Raw genomic sequence first — 21,694 nt, 5'->3', positions numbered from 1 at the left:
TTGGCTAGATGTCAAGATTTTTCACGTAGTGCGCGTTTTCTTCGATAAAGGCCCGTCTTGGTTCGACGCGATCCCCCATCAGCATTTCAAAAATTTGATCGGCTTCAATGGCATCATCTACGCTGACCCGCAGCATCATCCGATTGTCAGGATCCATCGTGGTTTCCCATAACTGGTGGTCATCCATTTCCCCTAGACCTTTGTATCGTTGAACTGTTGGTTTTGGTGTCGCAGGTAGTGATTCAATCGTATTTTTCAAATCTTGTTCGGCATTCTTGCCGGGTTGGATATAATGAATATTTTTCCCTTGTTTGACACCGTACAATGGCGGTTGTGCGATATAGACATAACCGGCTTCAACGATGGGACGCATATAACGATAGAACAGCGTCAAGAGTAGGGTCCGGATATGGGCACCATCGACATCGGCATCGGTCATGATGACTAGCTTGTGGTAACGGGCTTTTGCTACATCAAAATCAGCACCAAACCCGGTACCCATTGCCGTAAACAATGAACGGATCTCTTCGTTTGCTAAGATTTTGTCCATGCTGGCTTTTTCGACATTTAAAATCTTCCCACGGATCGGTAAGATCGCTTGGAATTCCCGACTGCGGCCTTGTTTTGCTGAACCGCCGGCAGAATCTCCTTCGACGATAAACAATTCGCATTTTTCTGGATCATTACTGGAACAGTCGGCTAATTTCCCAGGTAAGTTACTGATTTCTAACGCACCTTTTCGGCGAGTCATTTCCCGGGCACGTTTGGCTGCTTGACGGGCTTTTGATGCCAAAAGTCCTTTTTCCACGACTTGACGACCCACATTCGGGTTTTCCATCAAGAATTTCGTGAAATGTTCGGAAAAGAGACGATCGGTGACTGTCCGCACTTCGGAATTTCCTAATTTGGTTTTCGTTTGTCCCTCAAACTGAGGATCTGGATGCTTGATGGAGATAACCGCCGTCAAGCCTTCCCGAACATCTTCTCCGGTCAGGTTTTCGTCGTTTTCTTTCATCAATTTTGACTTGCGGGCGTAATCATTGATCACCCGGGTCAAGGCAGTCTTAAACCCGAATTCATGGGTTCCACCTTCATAGGTATGGATGTTGTTGGCAAAACTTAGCAGGTTGCTATGGTAGCTATCGGTATATTGCATGGAGACTTCAACCGTGATTCCTTGTTGTTCTCCTTCTAAATAGATCGGATCTGGGAAAATCACTGTTTTACTCGCATTCAAATGCTCCACATAGCTCTTGATCCCGCCGTCGTAATGATATTCTTTCAAAACGGGTTTTTCTTCCCGTTTGTCTTCGATCGAGATTTTTAAACCACGGTTCAAGAAGGCTAATTCCCGAACCCGCGTCGCTAATTTATCAAAATTGAATTCCGTTGTTTCCGTAAAGATCTCTGGATCTGGAACAAAGTGGACGGTCGTTCCGTGGCGGTCGGTTTCATCGATCACTTTTAAGTCATCAACGACTGCTCCACGATGGTATTCTTGATAATACACTTTGCCTTCTTTATAGACTTTTACGTCTAAAGTCGTGGACAACGCATTAACGACGGAGGAACCTACCCCGTGTAGTCCACCAGATACTTTGTAGCCGCCGCCGCCAAATTTCCCGCCGGCATGCAGGATCGTAAAGACGGTTTCTACCGCTGGACGGCCTGTCTTGGCTTGGATATCAACGGGGATCCCCCGACCGTCATCGACGACCGTAATACTATTATCTGGTTCAATGATCACTTGAATACTTGAGGCAAAGCCTGCTAGTGCTTCGTCGATCGAGTTATCGACGATTTCCCATACTAAGTGGTGCAAACCTTCTGAACTGGTAGAACCAATGTACATCCCAGGTCGTTTGCGGACGGCTTCTAGTCCTTCCAGCACTTGGATCTGACTGGCATCATAGGCTTTCGCACGTTCAACTAAGCTTTTTTCTTCTTCTGTCATTCAGTCTATTCTCCTTTAATATGTCCTTGCTCTACATAAAAAATCTCTGCTTCCACAGACATTTTGTCTTTCACATGTTCTAATGTCGTCGTTGTCAGAAAGGTCTGAACTTTTCCTTCAATGGTTTCCAATAAATGCAGTTGTCGGGAATCATCCAGCTCACTCATGACGTCATCTAATAAAAGGACGGGATATTCCCCTGTTTCTTCTTTCATCAAATCGATTTCTGCCAATTTGACACTTAGGGCCGTTGTTCGCTGCTGTCCTTGCGAACCAAAGGTCTGAACATTTTTCTCATTGATCAAAAAATCCAGATCGTCTCGATGAGGGCCTGCCAACGTGACTTGCCGAAATCGTTCACGGTCTTTGACTTGTGCCAAGGCTTTGACAAATTGCTGTTGGATCTCCTCCAGCGAGGTCGCCTCACCGGGCACATTTGATAAATAGTCGATCTGCAAGGTTTCTTTTCCTTGGCTGATCTTTTGGTGCAGCTGATTTGCCCAATACGCCAAGCGCTGAACAAACCGTTGTCTGGCTAAAATGATTTTACTGCCGAAAGCCACCAGCTGTTCCGTCAAAACATCTAAATAGATCTCATCGGTCTGTTTTTTTTCATTCAGCTGTTTTAAGTATTGATTGCGCTGTTTCAAAACGGATTGGTATTGAACGAGATCATAGAGATAAATTGGATCGATCTGCCCAATTTCCATATCGAGAAATTTGCGGCGGACTTGGGGACTTCCTTTTACAAGGGAGAGGTCTTCTGGAGCAAATAAAATGACATTCAGCTGCCCTATGTAACTACTGAGCTTTTTTTGCTCAATGTGGTTTACTTTCGTTTTTCGTCCTTTTTTTGACAAAAACAGTTCTAACGGGATCGTTGAGCGTCCCCGACTGACACTGCCAGAGATCCGCGCACCTTCCGTGTCCCAACGGATAAGTTCTTGCTCGCTGGAGGTGCGGTGGCTTTTGGTCATCGCCAATACATAGATACTTTCTAAAATATTGGTTTTTCCTTGCGCATTTTCGCCTAAAAAAATGACCAGACCTTTCTCAAAAGTCAGTGTCAGCGAATCATAGTTCCGATAATTGCTTAAATGCAACTCATTCAGCCGCATCTGCGTCTTCCTTCTTCACCATAAAAAAAGTACCTTCATCAGGTAGCTCAACACGCATTCCCGCATACAATTTGCGCCCTCGTCGATTTTCCGGCTCGCCGTCGACAAAAACGGTGTGCTCTGCAAGGTACCATTTCGCTTGGCCGCCGCTGCTGATCACACTGACTTCTTTGAGCATTTGTCCAAGTGTCATATATTCCGTTTCTAACGGTATTTGCATTTTCATAATTCCCCTCAATTCTATCAAAGAGCGTTTAGCTCTATTATACTCTTTTTTTGCCAAGAAAACAAATTCATCGGCATATTTTTCATTCTCAGAAGACTTACTGCTTTTAGACAAAAAAGAAGCCAAAATAGAAAAAAGGGCTTAAAAACGATTTTAAGCCCTTTTAACTCATTTATTCATTTTCAGATGATTGTTTCAACTTTTTTCAAAAGACATGAAAAACTAGTTGGTGCGCACCGGTGTGATCAGCTGGATAAAGCTGCCTTTGCTCTCTGTTGGCTCCAACGTAAAGGGACGGATCGCTGAGATAAAGCGGATCACGATGCTGGTGTCACCAAATGCTCGTAGTGCAGCTTTCATATAATCAGGATTGAAAGAGATCTCTAATGGGTCGCCGGTCACTTTTTCAAAAGAAAGGTCTTCTTCCACTTTCCCGATTTCTGGTGAGTTTCCATATAAGACAACAGCTTCCTCGGAGATTGCCAAACGAACGATGTTGTTACGGCCTTCATGGGAAAGCAATGACGCCCGTTCGATAGCCTGTAACAATTCTGGCACAGAAAATTCAATTTCAGTATTGAAGCTTGAAGGGATCAGACGGTTGGTATCTGGGTAAGTTCCTTCCAATAAACGAGAATAGAATTTCATAGTTTTCGTTTGGAACAATACTTGGTTATCCATAATGCTGATTTGGATCGCTTCTTCTTCATCTGTTAAGGAACGAGAAAGTTCCGTTAGGCTTTTGCCGGGAATCACGATATTGAAGGCTGTTTCCCCGCTTTCCAAGGGAATCACCCGTTGACTCAAACGGTGTGAGTCCGTCGCAACAGCTAATAATTTTTGATTTTCTAAGACAAAGTGGACCCCAGTTAAGATTGGACGGCTTTCGTGTTGCGAAACCGCAAAGACCGTTTCACTAACAACCTTATTCAACACGTGCGCTGGAATCTCGATCGAATCTTGACTTTCGACAACTGGTAAATGTGGATAACTATCGGCATCCAAGCCGTTGACGGTAAAGTTAGCTTTTCCAGAAGTGATCGCTACTTGATTATTGTCTAAAACTTCTAACGTTAAGGTACTTTCAGGCAAACGACGAACGATTTCGCTGAAGAAACGTGCTTGTAAAACGATTGCTCCTGTTTTTTCGATTTGCATTTGCGCTTTTTCGTTTTCCACACTTAAAAAAGTTTCAATGGAAATATCGGCATTGCTCCCAGTCATGGTCAATCCTTTTTCTGAAAGGGACAATTTTACTCCGGTTAAGATCGGGATGGTGGTTTTGGTTGAAATCGCCCGTTGGACAGTTTGTAATTCTTGCATGAACTCTGTTCGGTTTAAAGTTAGCTTCATAGCGATACTCCTTTAATTTATAGTTATTAAATAAAAGTAATAGTAGTAATAGGCTTGTTAGTAATGTGGATAACTCGAGAAAAGAGTGATTAGACTAACGAAAATGCCTGTGAATAACTTGTGGACAACTTTTTTGGTTCTTCTTTTCTTATCCACAGATCAGCTGAAGAGGATTTGTTTGATTTCAGCGATCTCATTTTTGATCGTGGGATCTGTTTCGACTAAATGCTGAATTTTTTCATGGGCATGAATGACCGTTGTATGGTCTTTGCCGCCAAATTCGCCGCCGATTTTTGGTAAAGAACTATCGGTCAATTCTCGAGAGAGATACATCGCGATCTGGCGTGGGACAACGATGCCTTTGACCCGTTTTTTCCCTTTTAGATCATTGACATGAATGTGATAGTATTTTGCGACTTCTTCTTGGATCTGCAAAATCGAAACTTGGGTCGAGCCATGGCTTGATTTCAAGGCTTTGATGGCTTCAGCTGCCAAGCTCGTTGTAATGTCTGAGTTTTGCATCGTAGCAAAAGCTTGCACCCGCACGAGTGCTCCTTCAAGTTCTCGGATATTCGAATCGATCTGCCCAGCGATATAACTTAAGGTATCGTCGGGGATCTCCAAGCGTTCGGCTTCGGCTTTTTTCCGCAAAATCGCAGTCCGCGTCTCTAGATCCGGCGGGGTGATATCAACGGATAAGCCCCAAGCAAAACGGGAAACCAAACGTTCCGGCAAAGTCGGGATCTCATTTGGCAAACGATCACTTGTCAGGACGATCTGTTTATTATTGCGATACAGTTCTTCGAAGGTATTAAAGAATTCTTCTTGGGTTCCTTCTTTATTGACTAAGAATTGAATATCATCCACCAGCAAAAGATCAACATTGCGGTATTCGTTTCGAAAATCTTCCATTTTGTTCTTTTGAATAGAAGTAATGAAATCATTGGTGAAATTTTCACTACTAACATACTTGATTTTGGCATTGGGACGTTTTAGCAACATTTGATGACCGATCGCATGCATCAAGTGGGTTTTCCCTAAACCAACGCCACCATAGAAGAACAGCGGATTATAAATAGACCCAGGATCTTCTGCAACAACTAAAGCAGCAGCGTGGGCCATCTGATTGCCTTTCCCGATGACAAAGGTATCAAATGTGTATTTTTCATTTAAGATCGATTTCGGCGGCCGCTCGTTTTCTTTTGCAGCTGTTTGAATAGTAGAAGGGGCTGTTTTTAAAGCTTCTGCTTCTTCGACAGTCACAAAACTAGGAATCAATTCTTCACCAGTTTTCATAAATCCCATTTCAACAATTTTGGCAGCTAGATTTTTTTCCCAATAAGATTTATGAAGATCGCTGGGTACTTCGATCAGCAGCTGATTTTTTTCAAACGACAAGACATTGGCAGTCTCGATCCAAGCACTATAACTGGCCGGATTCAGCTCTTCTTTAAAGGAACGTTGAAGATCTTGCCAAATAGAATCAGCAGATGGCATAAATTGTCCTCCTATAACTAAGAATAGATATAACTAAAATAGCACGGATTGAAAAAGTTTTCCACAGATTACGATAAAAAAGGTTAGAAAAAAATACTTTTCCACAAAACGGGATAAAAGAAAAAAGGAAATGCACATGTTCGAAAATGCACTATCCACAGGTAGAAAAAGAATGTGCATAACTAGAAAAAAATCTCTCTTATCCACAGATCTATGTGAAGATCACGCCTTGATAGTACTAGGTTTTAGGGGAGTTATCAACAGTTGAAAAAGCGATTGTGGAAAACTTTTCTACAGGCTGTTTGTTTGTGGAAAAAGTCAAACTAACTCTGGGGAAAAAGTTATCCACAAAAATTAGCTGTAAACAGCAAACCCACACAAATCAAGGGAATTGTGGATAAAGAATGGTCGATTTTGAGCAAACTTCTTATTGACAAACTAGTACTTGACTCGTTATACTATCAAAGTATGTCTGTGCGCATAAGCATTATCCTGATGGAGGTGGAAATAAATGAAAAGAACGTATCAACCAAATAAACGTAAACGTCAAAAAGTTCACGGATTCCGTAAACGTATGAGTACAAAAAATGGACGTCGTGTTTTAGCTAGCCGTCGTCGTAAAGGCAGAAAGGTTATTTCTGCGTAAGCCACTGAATGCCAGTGGTTTTTTTTTATGCCGTTTTTGCGGAATATAGTGTCTGACTTTTGGCAAATATGGTATTATTGACAGGTGAGTGGTTACGGATTCAATCCGTTTCGCGAAGCTTAATTGAAAGAAGTGATGGAACCGAAGATGAGAAAATCCTATCGAGTAAAAACAGAGCAAGATTTTCAAAAAGTTTTTCAGGCAGGAAATTCTTTTGCAAATCGGAAGTTCGTGGTGTATGTCTTACCTAAAGAGCAATCACATTTTCGAGTTGGTTTATCTGTAGGAAAAAAAGTCGGTAATGCAGTGAAGCGAAATGAGGTCAAACGCAAGATTCGTGCGAGCTTAACGGAAATGAAGCCGCGAATCGAACCAGCGATCGATTTTATTGTGATCGCCCGTCCAAGTATCGCCACTTGTTCCTCAAAGGAAATCTACTCGAATTTAGAGCATGTCTTAAAGCTTGCCAAAATTATTCATTAATGGAAAGGAATTAGTTACGTGAAAAAAGGGAAACGCGTCTTACTATTTTTGGGAGTTCTCTCATTAGTAGTTGTCTTATCTGCCTGCGGTGCAACAGGTGAAGTAAATGCACAAAGTACCGGTCTATGGGATCGTTACATCGTTTATTATTTTGCAGAGGCGATCAAAGCCCTCTCCTTCGGCAATGCCGGGATCGGGATCATCCTCTTTACATTGATCATCCGGGTCATTTTGATGCCGTTGATGCACTTTCAAACCAAAAGCATGCGCAAAACGCAAGAATTACAACCGAAGCTAAAAGCGCTGCAGCAGCAATATGCGTCAAAAGATACAGAAACACAAAGCAAGTTAAAAGAAGAAACACAACGTTTGTATGCGGAAAACAATGTCAATCCCTATGCAGGCTGTCTACCATTATTGGTACAAATGCCGATTTTGATGGCCTTGTGGCAATCGATCTCACGGGTTCCTGCTCTGCAAGAAGGAAAATTCTTATGGCTGCAGCTGGGTGATCGTGACCCATACTTCATCTTGCCGATTTTAGCGGCGCTCTTTACTTTTGCAAGTACCTACTTATCAAGTATGAGCCAAGTGGAATCAAATGCGAGTTTGAAAATCATGAATTTCGCTATGCCGATGATGATCTTACTGATGGGGATCAACATTGCCAGCGGTCTTTCCTTGTACTGGGTTGTTTCTAATGCATTCCAAGTCTTGCAAACAATGATCTTAAATAACCCATTCAAGATTCGCCAAGAAAGAGAAGAAGCCGCCCGCAAAGAACGCGAGCGTGAACGAGCCCTGAAAAAAGCAATGAGTCCTAAAAAGAAACGGAAAAAATAAGAGGAGGTTGCACTGCAATGCCGATTTATGAAAATCTGACAGTAGCTGAAGCAATTCAAGAGGGATTGCAAGTCCTTGGTATCACCAAAGATCAAGCAGTAATCGAAGTCCTGGATGAAGGAAAAAAAGGCTTCTTGGGGCTAGGAAAAAAACAAGCACGGGTCTCCATTGAAAAAAGAATCGTTGAAGAACCGGCACCCGTTGAAGAAGTACCAGCAAAACCGCTGGTAGAACCAGATCCTGTGACGACAGAGGATGCAAGCAGTGTGATGGAGGCGGCCGCGAGCGAACCTGTTTTGCTGACGGATCTTTCAGATGAGGAAGCACTAGCTCAGTTGGGACTCTATCTGACAAATATTTCAAAAGCATTGAATGCACCTGCCTTAGTAAAAACCGCTCGTCAAGACGGCGTGATCGTCTTTCATTTAGAAACGCAAAAACAAGGCATTTTGATTGGGAAGCACGGCAAAACCTTGAATGCACTGCAATATTTGGCGCAAGTTTATATTCATCGCATCGCGAAAAACAAATTGTCGATCGTTGTGAATGTCGGGGATTACCGTGAAAAACGTCAAGCGATCTTAGAACGTTTGGCCAGCCGTACTGCTGAAAAAGTCAAACGAACAGGCCGCCCGGTCTTTTTAGAGCCGATGCCGGCGTTTGAAAGAAAGCAGATCCATTCCGTATTGAGTAAAGATGCGTATGTTCAAACTCATTCTGAAGGGGATGAACCGTATCGCTACTTAGTAGTGGAACCTGCGGACAAACGAATTTAATGAAAAAAGGGAAAGGCGGTCTGACAAGCCTTTCCCTTTTTTGATGGGAAAAAGCGATTGACAACAAATTTAAAACCAAGTATCCTTGACTAGAAATCATTCTTATCAAAGTCAACATACGTTACGTAGGTCAGCCTTTGGTATCAAAAAAGAGTCCGTATGCCGCGGACTCTTTTTTGTATTTCGTTGTTCAAAGGGGCAATTAGCCGCCAATGGTTGATTGAGTAAATTGAACCACCGTACCATAGGCAAAGATCTCAAGGTAGGTTTTGTCGCCTTCGACGATGCGGTCGTGTTCGAAATGACAGTTGATCACTGCATTCGCACCGTAGCTGTGGGCGGTTTCTTTTAAGCGATAGGTCACATCTGCCAAAAGATCGTTCAAATTCACAGATGTATCAAATAGATCTACTTCGATTTTGTCTGCCGCAAAGACGATATCCCGCACGACATAAGGCCGATTCACGTTTCCTGTCGATAAAATGATTTCTTTAATGCGGGCAGCACTGTTTGATGATTTGATGGTTTCCATAATAGATCCCTCTTTTCTTATTCTTTGCTTTTATTTTAAAGGTTTTTGCGGACAGATGCAAAATTTAAAAGTTTTTGAAGGAAGCTTGCGACTCGCGCAAAAATGTGCTAATCTATTTCCAGAATTTAATTGACAAGCAGTCAAAGTGCTAAGTCTACTCGTTTTTATTGATTTTCAATCAATTTGACGGGTGGAGTGGGCACTTTTTTTATGTGAAAAAATAGGAGGAGCATGCAACATGGCGAATATTACGCAAGAATTTGATACGATTGCCGCAATTTCCACCCCGCCAGGCGAAGGGGCCATCAGTATTGTGCGATTAAGCGGGGAAGAAGCAATCGCAATTGCGGATCGGATTTTTCAAGCAGGCACTAAAACCCTCGCCCAAGTCCCTAGTCATACGATTCATTATGGTCATATCGTGGACCCAGAAGAAAACCGTTTGATGGATGAAGTGATGCTTTCAGTGATGAAAAAGCCGCGGACCTTTACCCGAGAAGATGTCGTTGAGATCAACTGTCACGGCGGGATCGTTGTCGTCAATCAACTCTTGCAACTGGTTTTACGACAAGGCGCACGTTTGGCTGAGCCGGGGGAATTCACGAAGCGGGCCTTTTTAAATGGACGGGTTGATCTTTCTCAAGCCGAGGCGGTGATGGACCTGATTCGTGCTAAGACCGATAAGGCGATGAATCTCGCTGTCAATCAGCTGGATGGCAATCTTTCCCACTTGATTCGGACCTTACGCCAAGAGATCTTAGAGACGTTGGCGCAAGTTGAAGTGAATATCGATTACCCTGAATACGATGATGTGGAAGAATTGACGACCCGCTTATTGTTAGAAAAGGCCACGATGGTCAAAGGGCAGATCCAAGCCTTATTAGCAACTGCCCAACAAGGAAAAATTTTGCGAGAAGGCCTGAGTACTGCGATCATCGGTCGGCCGAATGTCGGTAAATCCAGCTTATTGAACCATTTATTAAGGGAAGAAAAAGCCATCGTGACAGACATTGCCGGCACCACCCGAGATGTCATTGAAGAGTATGTCAATGTTCGCGGGGTACCGTTGAAACTGATCGATACGGCTGGTATCCGCGAAACGGAAGATGTCGTTGAGAAAATCGGGGTCGAACGCAGCCGCAAAGCACTGGCAGAAGCGGAGTTGATTTTGCTGGTTCTCAACCAAAGCGAAGGATTGACCCAGGAAGACAAACAATTGCTGGAGCTGACTGCTGGCAGCCGTCGGATCATCTTATTGAATAAGACCGACCTTGAGCCAAAACTAGCGCCCGCTGAATTAGCGCAGTACGCAGCAGATGAACCGATTTTTTCTGTCTCTGTATTGACCAACGAAGGCTTGGATCAACTGGAACAAGCCATTGCCGATCTATTCTTTGGGGGGAAAACCACCGACAAGGATGCTTCCTATCTTTCTAACACCCGCCACATTGCCTTATTAGAAAATGCCGTTCAGTCGTTGTCTGAGGTCATCCAAGGGATCGAAGCAGGAATGCCTGTCGACTTGGTTCAAATCGATATGACACGCTGCTGGGACTATCTAGGAGAAGTTGTCGGCGACAGTGTCCAAGATGAGTTGATCACCCAATTGTTCAGTCAGTTTTGTTTAGGAAAATAAAGAATGCGCCACTGGCGTAAAAAGGAGAACACCATGCAAGAATATCAAGCAGAAAGTTATGACGTGATCGTTGTTGGTGCCGGCCATGCCGGATCAGAAGCTGCCTTAGCAGCCAGCCGAATGGGGGCAAAAACCCTTTTACTGACCATCAACTTAGACATGGTCGCATTCATGCCTTGTAATCCCTCCGTCGGCGGACCAGCAAAAGGCGTCGTGGTGCGCGAAATCGATGCTTTAGGCGGAGAAATGGGCAAAAATATCGATAAAACCTACATCCAAATGCGGATGCTCAATACAGGAAAAGGTCCCGCAGTGCGGGCTTTGCGGGCGCAAGCCGATAAACATGCCTATGCGGCTGAAATGAAACGAACGATCGAAAAAGAAGCCAATTTGACACTGCGCCAAGGGATCGTTGAAAAGCTGATCGTTGAAGAAGGCGAATGCCGTGGCGTCGTGACCTCTACAGGCGCTCGTTACCAAGCCCAAGCTGTAGTGATCACTGCAGGAACAGCGTTGCGAGGGGAGATCATCATTGGAGAGTTGAAGTATTCTTCTGGTCCAAACAACTCCCAGCCATCGATTGGATTAGCCGATCATTTGAAAGAGCTTGGTCTAGAGATCGCTCGTTTTAAAACCGGTACACCACCGCGGGTCAAATCCAGCACCATCAACTATGAGGTAACGGAGATCCAGCCTGGCGATGAACAACCGAATCACTTTAGTTACAGCACACCCGATGAAGCCTACAATCAAAACCAAGAACCTTGCTGGTTGACCTATACGAACGAAGGGACGCACCAAATCATCAACCAGAATTTACATCGGGCGCCGATGTTTACAGGGATCGTCGAAGGGGTAGGTGCCCGTTATTGTCCATCCATCGAAGACAAAATCGTGCGTTTTGCAGACAAATCTCGTCACCAACTATTCTTGGAGCCAGAAGGATTGAACACCGAAGAAGTGTATGTTCAAGGGCTTTCTACTTCTATGCCAGAAGACGTCCAAGTCCAAATGCTGCATTCCATCGCAGGTTTAGAAAAAGCGGAAATGATGCGGACGGGCTACGCCATTGAATATGATGTCGTGGTACCTCATCAATTGCGTCCAACATTAGAAACCAAAGTCATCGAAAACCTCTTTACGGCAGGACAAACCAACGGAACCAGCGGCTATGAAGAAGCGGCCGGTCAAGGCTTGATTGCCGGCATCAATGCCGCTTTGAAAATTCAAGGCAAAGAACCTTTCATTATGAAACGCAGCGACGGTTATATCGGTGTGATGATCGATGATTTGGTGACCAAAGGAACCAATGAACCATACCGTTTATTGACCTCTCGTGCCGAATACCGCTTATTGCTGCGTCATGATAATGCCGATCTGCGTTTGACCGAAGTGGGACATCAAATTGGGCTCGTCCCAGAAGCGCAATACGAAGCATATGTAGCGAAAAAAGAAGCTGTTGAAGCAGAAATCAAACGCTTGTCTAAAATCCGCATCAAACCAACGCCAGAAGTACAAGCATATTTGACTGCCAAAGGGACGGCCACCTTGAAAGATGGCGTTTTAGCAAATGAATTCTTGCGCCGGCCTGAAGTGACGTATGCGGAAATGCTGCAATTTATCGAAGCCAATGAAGCATTGAAGCCAAAAGAGATCGAACAAGTCGAGATCCAAATCAAATACGAAGGTTATATTAAAAAAGCCCTCGAAAAAGTGGAGAAACTCAAACGGATGGAAGCCAAACGCATTCCTGAAAACATCGACTATGCCGCTATCAATGGCTTGGCAACAGAAGCCAAACAAAAACTGCAAAAAATCCAACCCGAAACCATCGCCCAAGCGAGCCGTATCAGCGGAGTAAACCCAGCTGATATTAGTATTTTGATGGTGTATATCGAACAAGGGAAGATTGCAAAGGTTAACTAAAGACGGTTAATATTCTTCGAAAAACCAATTTATAAATGGTAAATACAGTGTCAAAAGCCCGCTACGAGAGTAACTCGCAGCGGGCTTTTTGTGTTAGCAATTGAATTATTCAACTTTTTCAATCGTAGTGGTTCCCCAATTCATGATGTTGCTGAGATGGACATAGCCATCGTACAAATTCAAGAAAATTGAGAAGGCACAGACGATATAGATCAATACATAAAAATTATTGGCCTTTTTGTTACGCCATAAGACAAAGCCATCTAAAATCAAACCTAATGGAAAGAGAAATGAGCCGATTCCAGCTAACAGTAGCAAGAGCAGACTTTCATCTTTTTCCGTTGCCATCGTTCTTTGGAGTAACGACAATTTTTCTTTTTTGTCGTTGATCTCTTGATTATTGGTTTCGATCCGCTCTTTTAACGCTTCGTTTTCCCGCAAGAGCTCATCAATCGAGACTTGATAGAGATCGCTCAACAAAATCAAATTCTCAATATCTGGATAGCCGCGCCCATTTTCCCATTTTGAAATCGACTGGCGTGAAATCTGTAATTTTTCTGCGACTGCTGTTTGCGACAATCCGGAAGACTCGCGACAGCTTTTTAATTGTTCTGCTAAAGCCAATGTATGCTCCTATCTGCTATTTAACAACTAGCTTCCCATTTGAGATCGTGGTTACGACACTCCCATTGGTAGTGATTATACCTGCTTTTTGCTTAAACGTACAGGTGGCTTTAGTGGGCGTGTGAGTTAATGAACTAGAAGTGATACTTCCTCTGTGAGCAACTAAACTTAAATTCGAAGTGCCTGTAAATTGATTGCGGCTATTGACCGTGACATTGTAACTAGCGGTCCAATTACCGGTGGATGTTTTTGACACGCGATACGTTCCTGCTGCCAGATTTGCCCGGAATGACGGCAATTTTTCAATGGTCAAAATCAACTCGTTGCCTTCTTCATCTACGGTGATCAGCTGCTCATAGGGACTATCTGATGCTAAGTCGTAAACGAGTTCAGGTTCTTCCACTGTTTGGGCGGCAGCTGGGAGAGCAAAGAAGAAACAAATAAAAATAAACGGCACAAAAAATAATTTTTTCACAAACACCACTCCTTGTACTTTTGATAGTTTAAGTATACAAGGTTTGGCTAGTTAAAGAAAGCACAAGCTAATTTGTAACGGCAACGGATGGTTTACAGTTGTTGCTAGAGCAGCATTTCATAGGCTTATTTTTTAGGATATCGAGAAATTTTAAACGTAATGGTTCATTCAAAAGGTCTTCGTTTTTTAGGTTTCTGACAATGAAACGTTGCTTTTTAAAAGAAACGTTAAAGAAGCGGTTGCTTTAGTTTTAACCAAACCTAGCTGTAAAAGGAAACAAAAAAGCGAAAGAGAAGGTAACGTTTCGCGCCGTTAAAACGACAAACGTAAGACCTCCTTCCGCTTTTTTGCGGCCATTTTTATTCTCCTAAATCAATATCCTTTTGATGGTCGCCATCTTTTTTATAAACGTTCACCACGGATTCTTTGTTTTCGGCAATTTCTTTGGCACGGGCGATGGCCTCTGCTTTATTGTCGAAATGATCACTGGCACGTTTTGCTCCTTTGGAACGGACTTGCCATTGGTCCTCTTCATACACAACTTCAACATCCGCATCCATTAATTTTTTCGCATTTTTATTGGTTTGATGGGCATCATCTTTTTGCGGATTTCTCTCTTTCTGAAAAGCTTTCTTCTCCTCTTCATCTGCATTGTCATACCATTTTTCTGCTTGACTCGTGGCGATCGGGATCGCCCGATCGTCAGAATAGCCATCGGCTAGCAGGGCATTGGCGATATCGATCGCTTTTTTACGAACTAAGGGGTCTAGATTCTTCATTGACGCAGGATAATCACGGACATTCCAAGGCATTGTTTGGTTCCTCCTTTTTCTTGATCCAAAGTCATTTTCTCAAGGGTTTCCTTTTACAGGCACCACCAAGTATTACTTATTAGTTTACCCCCTTCTATAAAAAAGTGAAATCATTTGCTTTCTGGTCAAAAATGAGGGCACTTTCTTTTTTCATTTTCTAATAAACGAGGATTTATTTTTGTTAACAAAGCGTTATATTTCCCAAAAAAAAATGAATGGTTTAGAATTTTATTATAGAGAAAAGGAGGACGTAAGAATGAGTGAACCTATTTTGACTGATCCACGGGAACTTTATCACACGGGTAAATACAGCAAACAGGAACAAGATACGCCTGCTTTACAAGAAGAAATGCGACCAAAACCTGATTGTGGTGAAGACTCTTATGAGGGAAGTCAGCAGTTAGAAAACCGGCGGGTACTGATTACCGGTGGGGATTCTGGGATCGGACGAGCAGCAGCGATTGCCTTCGCTCGTGAAGGAGCAGACATTGCCCTGCACTTTTTCCCAGGAGAAGAAGAAGATGCCGAAGAAGTTGTAGGGTACATCAAAGAAGCCGGACGCAAAGTGATTTTGCTACCCTATGACCTGCGAGACGAAGCGGCACCACAAGAGATCGTTGACAAAGCGGTAGCAGCATTAGGTGGGTTAGATACATTAGTATTGAACGCAGCACAGCAAATCACGCGGCCATCGATTGCAGAATTACCGATTGAACAAGTGAAAGACACCTTTATGGTAAACATTATCTCAATGTTTGCATTAGTGAAAGCAGCTGAGCCACACTTACCGGCTGGGGGAGCGATCGTGACAACGACTTCTGTCCAAGCCTTTAGTCCAAGCGCCCATTTAATGGATTATGCGGCAACCAAATCGGCGATCGCCAGTTTTACAGTCAGCTTGGCGAAACAATTTGCTGAAAAAGGGATTCGGGTCAATGGGGTAGCCCCAGGACCAATCTGGACACCATTACAGTTAGATCATGGCCAACCGCAAGACAAGCTGCCTGAATTTGGTCAGCAAGCATTACTGGAGCGGGCAGGACAACCAGCTGAGCTGGCACCCGTCTATGTCTTTTTAGCTTCCAATAAAGCTAGCTATGTGACAGCACAGATTTATGGTGTTACCGGCGGAGAAGCCATCAACTTGTAAGCTTATCAAAAAATCGGAGAAAAAGGAGGAGGTGTCCTATGAGTAAAGGGTGGAAAATCGTATCAATCATCGTTTCGTTGATCTTTATCACTGTCTTATTACCAATTGTTTTAATGAGTAATCCTTACATGCAGCTGCCATTTGGTTTGGACAGCAGAGGCAATGTCGTCACGTATTTCTTTGACAACTTGTTTATGCGTCAATATATGTTTTGGGTAGCCGTTGTTTTGATCGCCGTATTCTTGATCGTGATCTTAGTCGTGCTGTTCTATCCAAAAACCAAAACAACCTTTGTTTTGAAAGAGGATAAGGGCGCATTGACGATCGATAAGAAAGCGATCGAAGGACTTGTACGTACGAAAGTAAATGAAAAAGAATTTGTTGAAGGACCAAAAGTTCATGTCAAGGCGACCAAAAATCGAATTTTAATCAAAATCAAAGGCCGCTTGAAACGGACGTCTGCCTTAGTTGGCAAAACCGAAAACTTAATGGCGGAAATCCAACAAGATGTCCAACGAGTGCTTGGCTCAAGTGAAAAAGTCAAAGTCGAAGTCAATTACGCGAATTTTGAACAAAATGAGACTCCGGAAAACCCGCGAGTAGAATAGGAGGGCTATGATGAACGAACTACAACAATACAAAATCCCATTGATTTTTGGAGCAATCGGCCTTATTCTGGCTGTGTTGTTTGTAACGATCGGTTTTTTCAAAACATTGCTGATTCTACTCCTAACAGGTTTGGGTTTTGCGCTAGGATTGTATCTCCAACGTACCGGTATCATCGACGAATTTTTTAACCAACAATAACGTATTTTATAGGAGGAATTTTTAATGAATAACGATAAAAACGAATTAAACAATGAAAAAAATGTCAGTGCACATCCAGATCCAGTGGTTCCCAACACCAATCATCAAGCCAATGAAAATGCGATTCCAATGACTGAATCACCTGATCCAGTGGTACCAAATGCTGAAAAAGCAGTAGCAGGACAACAAAATGGACCAAAACCAGGGGATCATCCAGCACCAGGAAATCCAGATCCAGCCGGACATCATCCAGCACCGCCAAAACCTGGCCACAACGATTTTGAAGGACCAACCGGGGAAGCACCCGTTCATGGTTCATTGACCTATGATGACAAAGTGATCCAAAAAATTATCGGAATTGCATTAGAAAATGTAGATGGCCTGTTGACGGTCGATGGTGGTTTCTTCTCTAATATTGCTGAAAAATTAGTTAATACAGATAATGTGACTGCCGGTATCAATACTGAAGTTGGGAAAAAACAAGTAGCCGTTGATTTAGATATCGTGGTTGAATACGACCGCAACATCCCAGAAATCGCTGAACAAGTCAAAGAAGTCATTCAAAAAGAAGTAACGACAATGACCCAATTAGAAGTGATCGAAGTCAACATCAACGTTGTAGATGTAAAAACGATCGCTGAATACGAAGAGGAACAAGAAACGGTTCAAGACAAAGTATCGTCAGCTGCATCTAAAACCGGCGACTTTGCTTCACGTCAAACCAACAAAGCCAAACATGCGGCTTCCCGCGCGTCTGATCGTATCGAAGAATACAACGAACCTCGCGTGAAATAAAAAGTTTCATATGAAACAAAAACAAGCATTGATCACAGGATCAATGCTTGTTTCTTTGAGAAAAAAGCTGACCAGGAGGGTTGGCAGCCTCGCTGGTCAAGGAAAAATGAAAAAAGTTTTTTGGATTGAAATGAGTATAATTCCTCTGCCTTAAACCAACCTTAAAGCCCCAGTTAAAAAATGGTAAATTCTCCTAGAAAGCAATGTCTGGCTATTGCATCACATTGCTTTTTGCGTTAAAGTAGGAACTAGTCTGTGAAACATTTTTCTGTTTCACAAAATAGAAAGGATTCGTTATGCTACCTGAAGAATTTCATGAAGAATTACGCAAAAACGGGATCGTTTTAACCGAAGAACAAATGGAAAAATTCGCTGTCTATTTCGAGCGTTTAGTCGAATGGAATCAGAAGATGAATCTAACCGCAATCACGGAAAAATCAGAAGTGTATTTAAAGCATTTCTACGATTCTGTTTCCTTAGCTTTTGAAACCGCCTTTGACCCGCAAAGTCATTTGTGCGATGTCGGTTCAGGTGCTGGCTTTCCAAGTATTCCACTAAAAATCGTGTTTCCTGAATTAGAAGTGACGATCGTCGACTCTTTAAATAAGCGCATCACCTTTTTACAAACTCTTGTGACGGATCTACAATTGGAAAATGTCCACTTGTACCATGACCGTGCAGAAACATTTGGTCAAAACCCGCAATTTCGTGGGCAATTCGATTATGTGACCGCTCGAGCGGTTGCCCGTTTGAATGTGTTAACGGAACTCTGTGTGCCATTGGTGAAAAAAGCAGGCTATTTTTATGCGCTCAAAGCTGCCAAAAGCGAGGAAGAACTGGTTGAAGCCAAACCAGCGATCTCACTCTTAGGCGGCAAATTTATTGAAGAAAAAAGCTTTACCTTACCGGTCAGCGGCGATGAACGCCATCTTTTGATCATTCAAAAGAAAAAAGAAACGCCAAAGAAATACCCCCGCAAACCGGGAATGCCAGCGAAACAACCAATTAAATAGGAGGAAAATCAATGGCCCGTATTATTTCTGTTGCAAACCAAAAAGGCGGCGTAGGCAAAACCACCACAACGGTGAACCTAGGTGCGTCCTTAGCATTTGTCGGCAAAAAAGTGTTACTCGTAGATATTGATGCCCAAGGCAACGCCACAAGCGGTGTCGGCATTCGCAAACCAGATGTGGAACAAGACATCTATGATGTATTAGTCAATGAAACACCGATCGTTGAAGCGATTTTACCTAGCAGCCGAGAAAACTTGGATATCGTTCCAGCGACGATCCAATTAGCTGGTGCGGAAATTGAATTGACCTCCATGATGGCACGGGAATCTCGATTGAAATCGGCTTTGAATGAAATCAAAGAACAATACGATTATATCTTTATCGATTGCCCGCCATCTTTAGGTCATTTGACGATCAATGCCTTTACCGCCAGTGATTCGATTTTGATCCCAGTCCAGTGTGAGTACTATGCATTGGAAGGGCTGAGCCAACTATTGAATACCGTGCGTTTAGTACAAAAACATTTTAACCCTGAGTTAGAGATCGAAGGGGTCTTACTGACGATGTATGATGCCCGCACGAACTTAGGCGCGGAAGTCGTGGAAGAAGTCCGCCGCTATTTCCAAGAAAAAGTATACGAAACCATTATTCCGCGGAATATCCGGTTGTCTGAAGCACCTAGTCATGGATTGTCGATCATTGATTATGATCCACGCTCAAAAGGAGCCGAAGTCTATCAGACGTTAGCAAAGGAAGTGTTAGCCCGTGAAGAATAAAGGGAAAGGATTAGGGCGTGGGATCGATGCGTTGTTTCAAGACCTGCAAGGGTTAGAAGAAGTCGATATCAAGACAGAAAAAGTCGTTGAACTGCCTTTAAACGAATTAAGACCCAACCCTTATCAACCGCGAAAAACCTTTGATGAGCTTTCATTACAAGAACTGGCCAATTCGATCCAGCATTCGGGGGTCTTTCAACCGATCATCGTGCGGCAATCATCCGTCAAAGGCTATGAGATCATTGCTGGTGAACGCCGGTTTCGAGCGTCCAAATTAGCTGGCAAGGAAACGATCCCAGCCATCATCCGCAATTTTGATGAAGAAGCGATGATGCAAGTCGCCGTTTTAGAAAACTTGCAGCGGGAAGATTTAAATCCTTTAGAAGAAGCAGAAGCCTATGACATGCTGATGAAGAACTTGAAATTGACCCAAGCACAAGTCGCTGAACGTTTAGGGAAAAGCCGCCCGTATATCGCCAATTATTTGCGGTTACTGTCCTTGCCGAAACTCGTCAAAGAAATGGTTCAAGATGACCGTTTGTCTATGGGGCAAGCCCGGACATTATTAGGCTTGAAAAACAAAGAACAGATCTTAAAATTAGCCAATCGTTGTGTCAAAGAAAATCTGACAGTCCGCCAATTAGAACAAATGGTCGCTGAGATGAACGACACGAAAAACGAAAAGAAAAAAGTGCCGCGTCTGATTCGGGAAAAACCGTACTATTTACGAGAAAGCGAAGAACGGTTGATGGATAAATTCGGCACGAATGTCGAGATCCGCGAAAAAGAAGGCAAAGGAAAAATCGAGATCGAATACCTGTCACAAAAAGATTTAACCCGTATTTTAGATTTATTGAACATTCAATTTGATGAAGCTTGAGGTGATAAAGATGTATGATCTTGGGGATATTGTCGAAATGAAAAAACCGCATGCCTGCAAAGCCAATCGTTGGGAAATCATCCGCATGGGGGCAGACATCAAAATAAAGTGTACGAATTGCGGCCACATCGTCATGATGACGCGCCGAGAATTTGATAAAAAGATGAAGAAAATCCTAGAAAAAAAAGAGAAAGAGTGAAGTGAAGCATGGCGTTAACTGCCGGAATCGTTGGATTGCCAAATGTGGGCAAATCTACTTTATTTAATGCAATAACCAAAGCAGGAGCAGAAGCCGCAAACTACCCGTTTGCGACGATCGATCCGAATGTAGGAATGGTGGAAGTGCCAGATTGGCGCTTACAGCGTTTAACAGAATTAGTCCGTCCGAAAAAGACGGTCCCAACCACCTTTGAATTTACGGATATTGCCGGAATCGTCCGCGGTGCCAGCAAAGGGGAAGGATTAGGTAACCAATTTTTGAGCCATATCCGCCAAGTGGATGCGATCTGTCATGTCGTTCGTTGTTTCGACGATGACAACATCACCCACGTGGAAGGCCGCGTGGACCCATTAGCTGATATCGACACCATCAATTTGGAGTTGGTTTTAGCGGATTTAGAATCCGTCAACAAGCGCTATACTCGGGTCGCAAAAATTGCCAAAACCAAAGACAAAGATGCAGTTGCGGAACTGGCCGTTCTTGATAAGATCAAACCGGTCTTAGAAGAAGGGATCTCTGCTCGTTCGATCGAATTTACAGATGAAGAACAGCGCATCGTCAAAAGTTTGTTTTTACTAACGACCAAACCAGTCTTATACGTTGCCAACGTAGCAGAAGAAGACGTGGCAGACTATGAAACCAATGACTATGTCAACAAAGTGAAAGAATTTGCAGCAAGCGAAAATGCGGAAGTGATCGTCATCAGTGCTCGTGCTGAAGAAGAGATCGCTGAGCTGGAAGAAGAAGACAAAGCAGAGTTTTTAGAAGCATTAGGAATTGAAGAATCAGGGTTGGATCAATTGATTCGTGCCGCCTATGATTTGCTGGGTCTAGCAACGTACTTTACCGCTGGTGAACAAGAAGTGCGTGCGTGGACGTTCCGTAAAGGCATCAAAGCACCGCAAGCAGCGGGGATCATCCATACGGACTTTGAGCGCGGCTTTATTCGTGCGGAAACTGTTTCCTTTGAAGATCTGAACCAATACGGCACGATGCAAGCGGCCAAAGAAGCCGGTCGGGTACGTTTGGAAGGAAAAGATTATGTCGTGCAAGATGGCGACGTGATGTTGTTCCGTTTTAACGTATAAAGGGCTTTCTTCCCAGTGAATTTGTGGTAAAATGTCCATTGTGAAGAAAACGCAGAAGGGAGAA

General features: G+C 43.3%; 24 protein-coding genes. 15 read left to right on the top strand and 9 right to left on the bottom strand.

Annotation, left to right across the window (positions count from 1 at the left end):
* Window positions 1-4: 4 nt before the first annotated feature.
* The 5 genes from gyrB to dnaA all read right to left on the bottom strand — a co-directional run bounded on the left by gyrB (window position 5) and on the right by dnaA (window position 6,148).
* A complete protein-coding gene (gene gyrB, locus ACIPK1_RS07895) occupies window positions 5-1,954 on the bottom strand; it encodes a DNA topoisomerase (ATP-hydrolyzing) subunit B (protein ID WP_005232922.1) in 1,950 nt (649 codons plus the stop codon).
* Window positions 1,955-1,959: 5 nt separating this feature from the next.
* On the bottom strand, window positions 1,960-3,072 hold the full coding sequence (gene recF / locus ACIPK1_RS07890) for a DNA replication/repair protein RecF (RefSeq protein WP_005232923.1): 1,113 nt from the start codon (window positions 3,070-3,072) through the stop codon (window positions 1,960-1,962).
* Window positions 3,059-3,298 (bottom strand): S4 domain-containing protein YaaA, encoded by a 240-nt coding sequence (yaaA, locus tag ACIPK1_RS07885; protein WP_008376781.1) that lies wholly within the window; start codon window positions 3,296-3,298, stop codon window positions 3,059-3,061. The genes recF and yaaA overlap by 14 nt, the downstream gene beginning before the upstream one ends.
* 222 nt (window positions 3,299-3,520) lie before the next feature.
* Window positions 3,521-4,651 carry a DNA polymerase III subunit beta gene (dnaN, locus tag ACIPK1_RS07880; RefSeq protein WP_005226354.1) on the bottom strand — a complete coding sequence of 377 codons (1,131 nt, stop codon included), beginning with the start codon at window positions 4,649-4,651 and terminating at the stop codon, window positions 3,521-3,523.
* Window positions 4,652-4,810: 159 nt separating this feature from the next.
* Entirely contained in the window at window positions 4,811-6,148 is a 1,338-nt protein-coding gene (dnaA, locus tag ACIPK1_RS07875) for a chromosomal replication initiator protein DnaA (protein ID WP_005232925.1), read from the bottom strand.
* A 511-nt stretch (window positions 6,149-6,659) separates the two neighbouring features.
* On the opposite strand from dnaA, the gene rpmH reads away from it, so the two are divergent.
* The 4 genes from rpmH (at window position 6,660) to jag (ending at window position 8,896) form a co-directional block, all read left to right on the top strand.
* Window positions 6,660-6,794, top strand: coding sequence for a 50S ribosomal protein L34 (rpmH, locus tag ACIPK1_RS07870; RefSeq protein WP_002356012.1), 135 nt, complete (start codon window positions 6,660-6,662; stop codon window positions 6,792-6,794).
* A 147-nt stretch (window positions 6,795-6,941) separates the two neighbouring features.
* Window positions 6,942-7,277 carry a ribonuclease P protein component gene (gene rnpA, locus ACIPK1_RS07865; protein ID WP_008376940.1) on the top strand — a complete coding sequence of 112 codons (336 nt, stop codon included), beginning with the start codon at window positions 6,942-6,944 and terminating at the stop codon, window positions 7,275-7,277.
* 18 nt (window positions 7,278-7,295) lie between these two features.
* Entirely contained in the window at window positions 7,296-8,120 is an 825-nt protein-coding gene (locus tag ACIPK1_RS07860) for a YidC/Oxa1 family membrane protein insertase (protein ID WP_008376942.1), read from the top strand.
* Between the two features lie 17 nt (window positions 8,121-8,137).
* The gene (gene jag, locus ACIPK1_RS07855) at window positions 8,138-8,896 is read left to right on the top strand and encodes an RNA-binding cell elongation regulator Jag/EloR (protein WP_005232929.1); all 759 of its coding nucleotides are present in this window, start codon (window positions 8,138-8,140) and stop codon (window positions 8,894-8,896) included.
* A gap of 202 nt (window positions 8,897-9,098) precedes the next feature.
* On the opposite strand, the gene ACIPK1_RS07850 is transcribed toward jag, so the two are convergent.
* Window positions 9,099-9,428, bottom strand: a complete 330-nt coding sequence (locus tag ACIPK1_RS07850) for a heavy metal-binding domain-containing protein (RefSeq protein ID WP_005226284.1) — start codon at window positions 9,426-9,428, stop codon at window positions 9,099-9,101.
* Window positions 9,429-9,666: 238 nt separating this feature from the next.
* Here ACIPK1_RS07850 and mnmE point away from each other — a divergent pair, with 238 nt between their 5' ends.
* Together mnmE and mnmG are read left to right on the top strand one after the other, a co-directional pair.
* Window positions 9,667-11,064, top strand: coding sequence for a tRNA uridine-5-carboxymethylaminomethyl(34) synthesis GTPase MnmE (gene mnmE / locus ACIPK1_RS07845; RefSeq protein WP_034859087.1), 1,398 nt, complete (start codon window positions 9,667-9,669; stop codon window positions 11,062-11,064).
* A 33-nt stretch (window positions 11,065-11,097) separates the two neighbouring features.
* Window positions 11,098-12,990 (top strand): tRNA uridine-5-carboxymethylaminomethyl(34) synthesis enzyme MnmG, encoded by a 1,893-nt coding sequence (gene mnmG, locus ACIPK1_RS07840; protein WP_008376950.1) that lies wholly within the window; start codon window positions 11,098-11,100, stop codon window positions 12,988-12,990.
* Window positions 12,991-13,095: 105 nt separating this feature from the next.
* Here mnmG and ACIPK1_RS07835 read toward each other — a convergent pair whose 3' ends face one another.
* The 3 genes from ACIPK1_RS07835 to ACIPK1_RS07825 form a co-directional block, all read right to left on the bottom strand.
* The gene (locus ACIPK1_RS07835) at window positions 13,096-13,614 is read right to left on the bottom strand and encodes a helix-turn-helix domain-containing protein (protein ID WP_005232932.1); all 519 of its coding nucleotides are present in this window, start codon (window positions 13,612-13,614) and stop codon (window positions 13,096-13,098) included.
* A gap of 16 nt (window positions 13,615-13,630) precedes the next feature.
* Window positions 13,631-14,098 carry a DUF5626 family protein gene (locus tag ACIPK1_RS07830; protein WP_318036246.1) on the bottom strand — a complete coding sequence of 156 codons (468 nt, stop codon included), beginning with the start codon at window positions 14,096-14,098 and terminating at the stop codon, window positions 13,631-13,633.
* A gap of 350 nt (window positions 14,099-14,448) precedes the next feature.
* On the bottom strand, window positions 14,449-14,901 hold the full coding sequence (locus tag ACIPK1_RS07825) for a DUF2188 domain-containing protein (protein WP_196043920.1): 453 nt from the start codon (window positions 14,899-14,901) through the stop codon (window positions 14,449-14,451).
* 256 nt (window positions 14,902-15,157) lie between these two features.
* Here ACIPK1_RS07825 and ACIPK1_RS07820 point away from each other — a divergent pair, with 256 nt between their 5' ends.
* From ACIPK1_RS07820 to ychF, 9 genes are all read left to right on the top strand, one after another.
* The gene (locus ACIPK1_RS07820) at window positions 15,158-16,051 is read left to right on the top strand and encodes an SDR family oxidoreductase (RefSeq protein WP_301389060.1); all 894 of its coding nucleotides are present in this window, start codon (window positions 15,158-15,160) and stop codon (window positions 16,049-16,051) included.
* A gap of 38 nt (window positions 16,052-16,089) precedes the next feature.
* Window positions 16,090-16,659 carry an alkaline shock response membrane anchor protein AmaP gene (gene amaP, locus ACIPK1_RS07815; RefSeq protein WP_005232936.1) on the top strand — a complete coding sequence of 190 codons (570 nt, stop codon included), beginning with the start codon at window positions 16,090-16,092 and terminating at the stop codon, window positions 16,657-16,659.
* A 10-nt stretch (window positions 16,660-16,669) separates the two neighbouring features.
* Entirely contained in the window at window positions 16,670-16,858 is a 189-nt protein-coding gene (locus ACIPK1_RS07810; RefSeq protein ID WP_301389063.1) for a DUF2273 domain-containing protein, read from the top strand.
* 24 nt (window positions 16,859-16,882) lie between these two features.
* The gene (locus tag ACIPK1_RS07805; RefSeq protein WP_301389065.1) at window positions 16,883-17,653 is read left to right on the top strand and encodes an Asp23/Gls24 family envelope stress response protein; all 771 of its coding nucleotides are present in this window, start codon (window positions 16,883-16,885) and stop codon (window positions 17,651-17,653) included.
* A 296-nt stretch (window positions 17,654-17,949) separates the two neighbouring features.
* On the top strand, window positions 17,950-18,666 hold the full coding sequence (rsmG, locus tag ACIPK1_RS07800; RefSeq protein WP_005226256.1) for a 16S rRNA (guanine(527)-N(7))-methyltransferase RsmG: 717 nt from the start codon (window positions 17,950-17,952) through the stop codon (window positions 18,664-18,666).
* A gap of 11 nt (window positions 18,667-18,677) precedes the next feature.
* Window positions 18,678-19,442: a ParA family protein gene (locus ACIPK1_RS07795; RefSeq protein WP_005226255.1), complete on the top strand. Its 765-nt coding sequence runs from the start codon at window positions 18,678-18,680 to the stop codon at window positions 19,440-19,442.
* The gene (locus ACIPK1_RS07790; protein ID WP_005226254.1) at window positions 19,432-20,322 is read left to right on the top strand and encodes a ParB/RepB/Spo0J family partition protein; all 891 of its coding nucleotides are present in this window, start codon (window positions 19,432-19,434) and stop codon (window positions 20,320-20,322) included. Before ACIPK1_RS07795 ends, ACIPK1_RS07790 begins: the two co-directional genes overlap by 11 nt.
* A gap of 10 nt (window positions 20,323-20,332) precedes the next feature.
* Window positions 20,333-20,521, top strand: coding sequence for a DUF951 domain-containing protein (locus tag ACIPK1_RS07785; protein WP_005226253.1), 189 nt, complete (start codon window positions 20,333-20,335; stop codon window positions 20,519-20,521).
* A gap of 8 nt (window positions 20,522-20,529) precedes the next feature.
* On the top strand, window positions 20,530-21,630 hold the full coding sequence (gene ychF, locus ACIPK1_RS07780) for a redox-regulated ATPase YchF (protein ID WP_005226252.1): 1,101 nt from the start codon (window positions 20,530-20,532) through the stop codon (window positions 21,628-21,630).
* Window positions 21,631-21,694: the final 64 nt, after the last annotated feature.

It is taken from the genome of Enterococcus sp. NPDC086594, assembly GCF_044746145.1.
Classification (GTDB): Bacteria; Bacillota; Bacilli; order Lactobacillales; family Enterococcaceae; genus Enterococcus_D; species Enterococcus_D entomosocium.
This window is presented reverse-complemented; position numbering and strand designations above follow the sequence as displayed.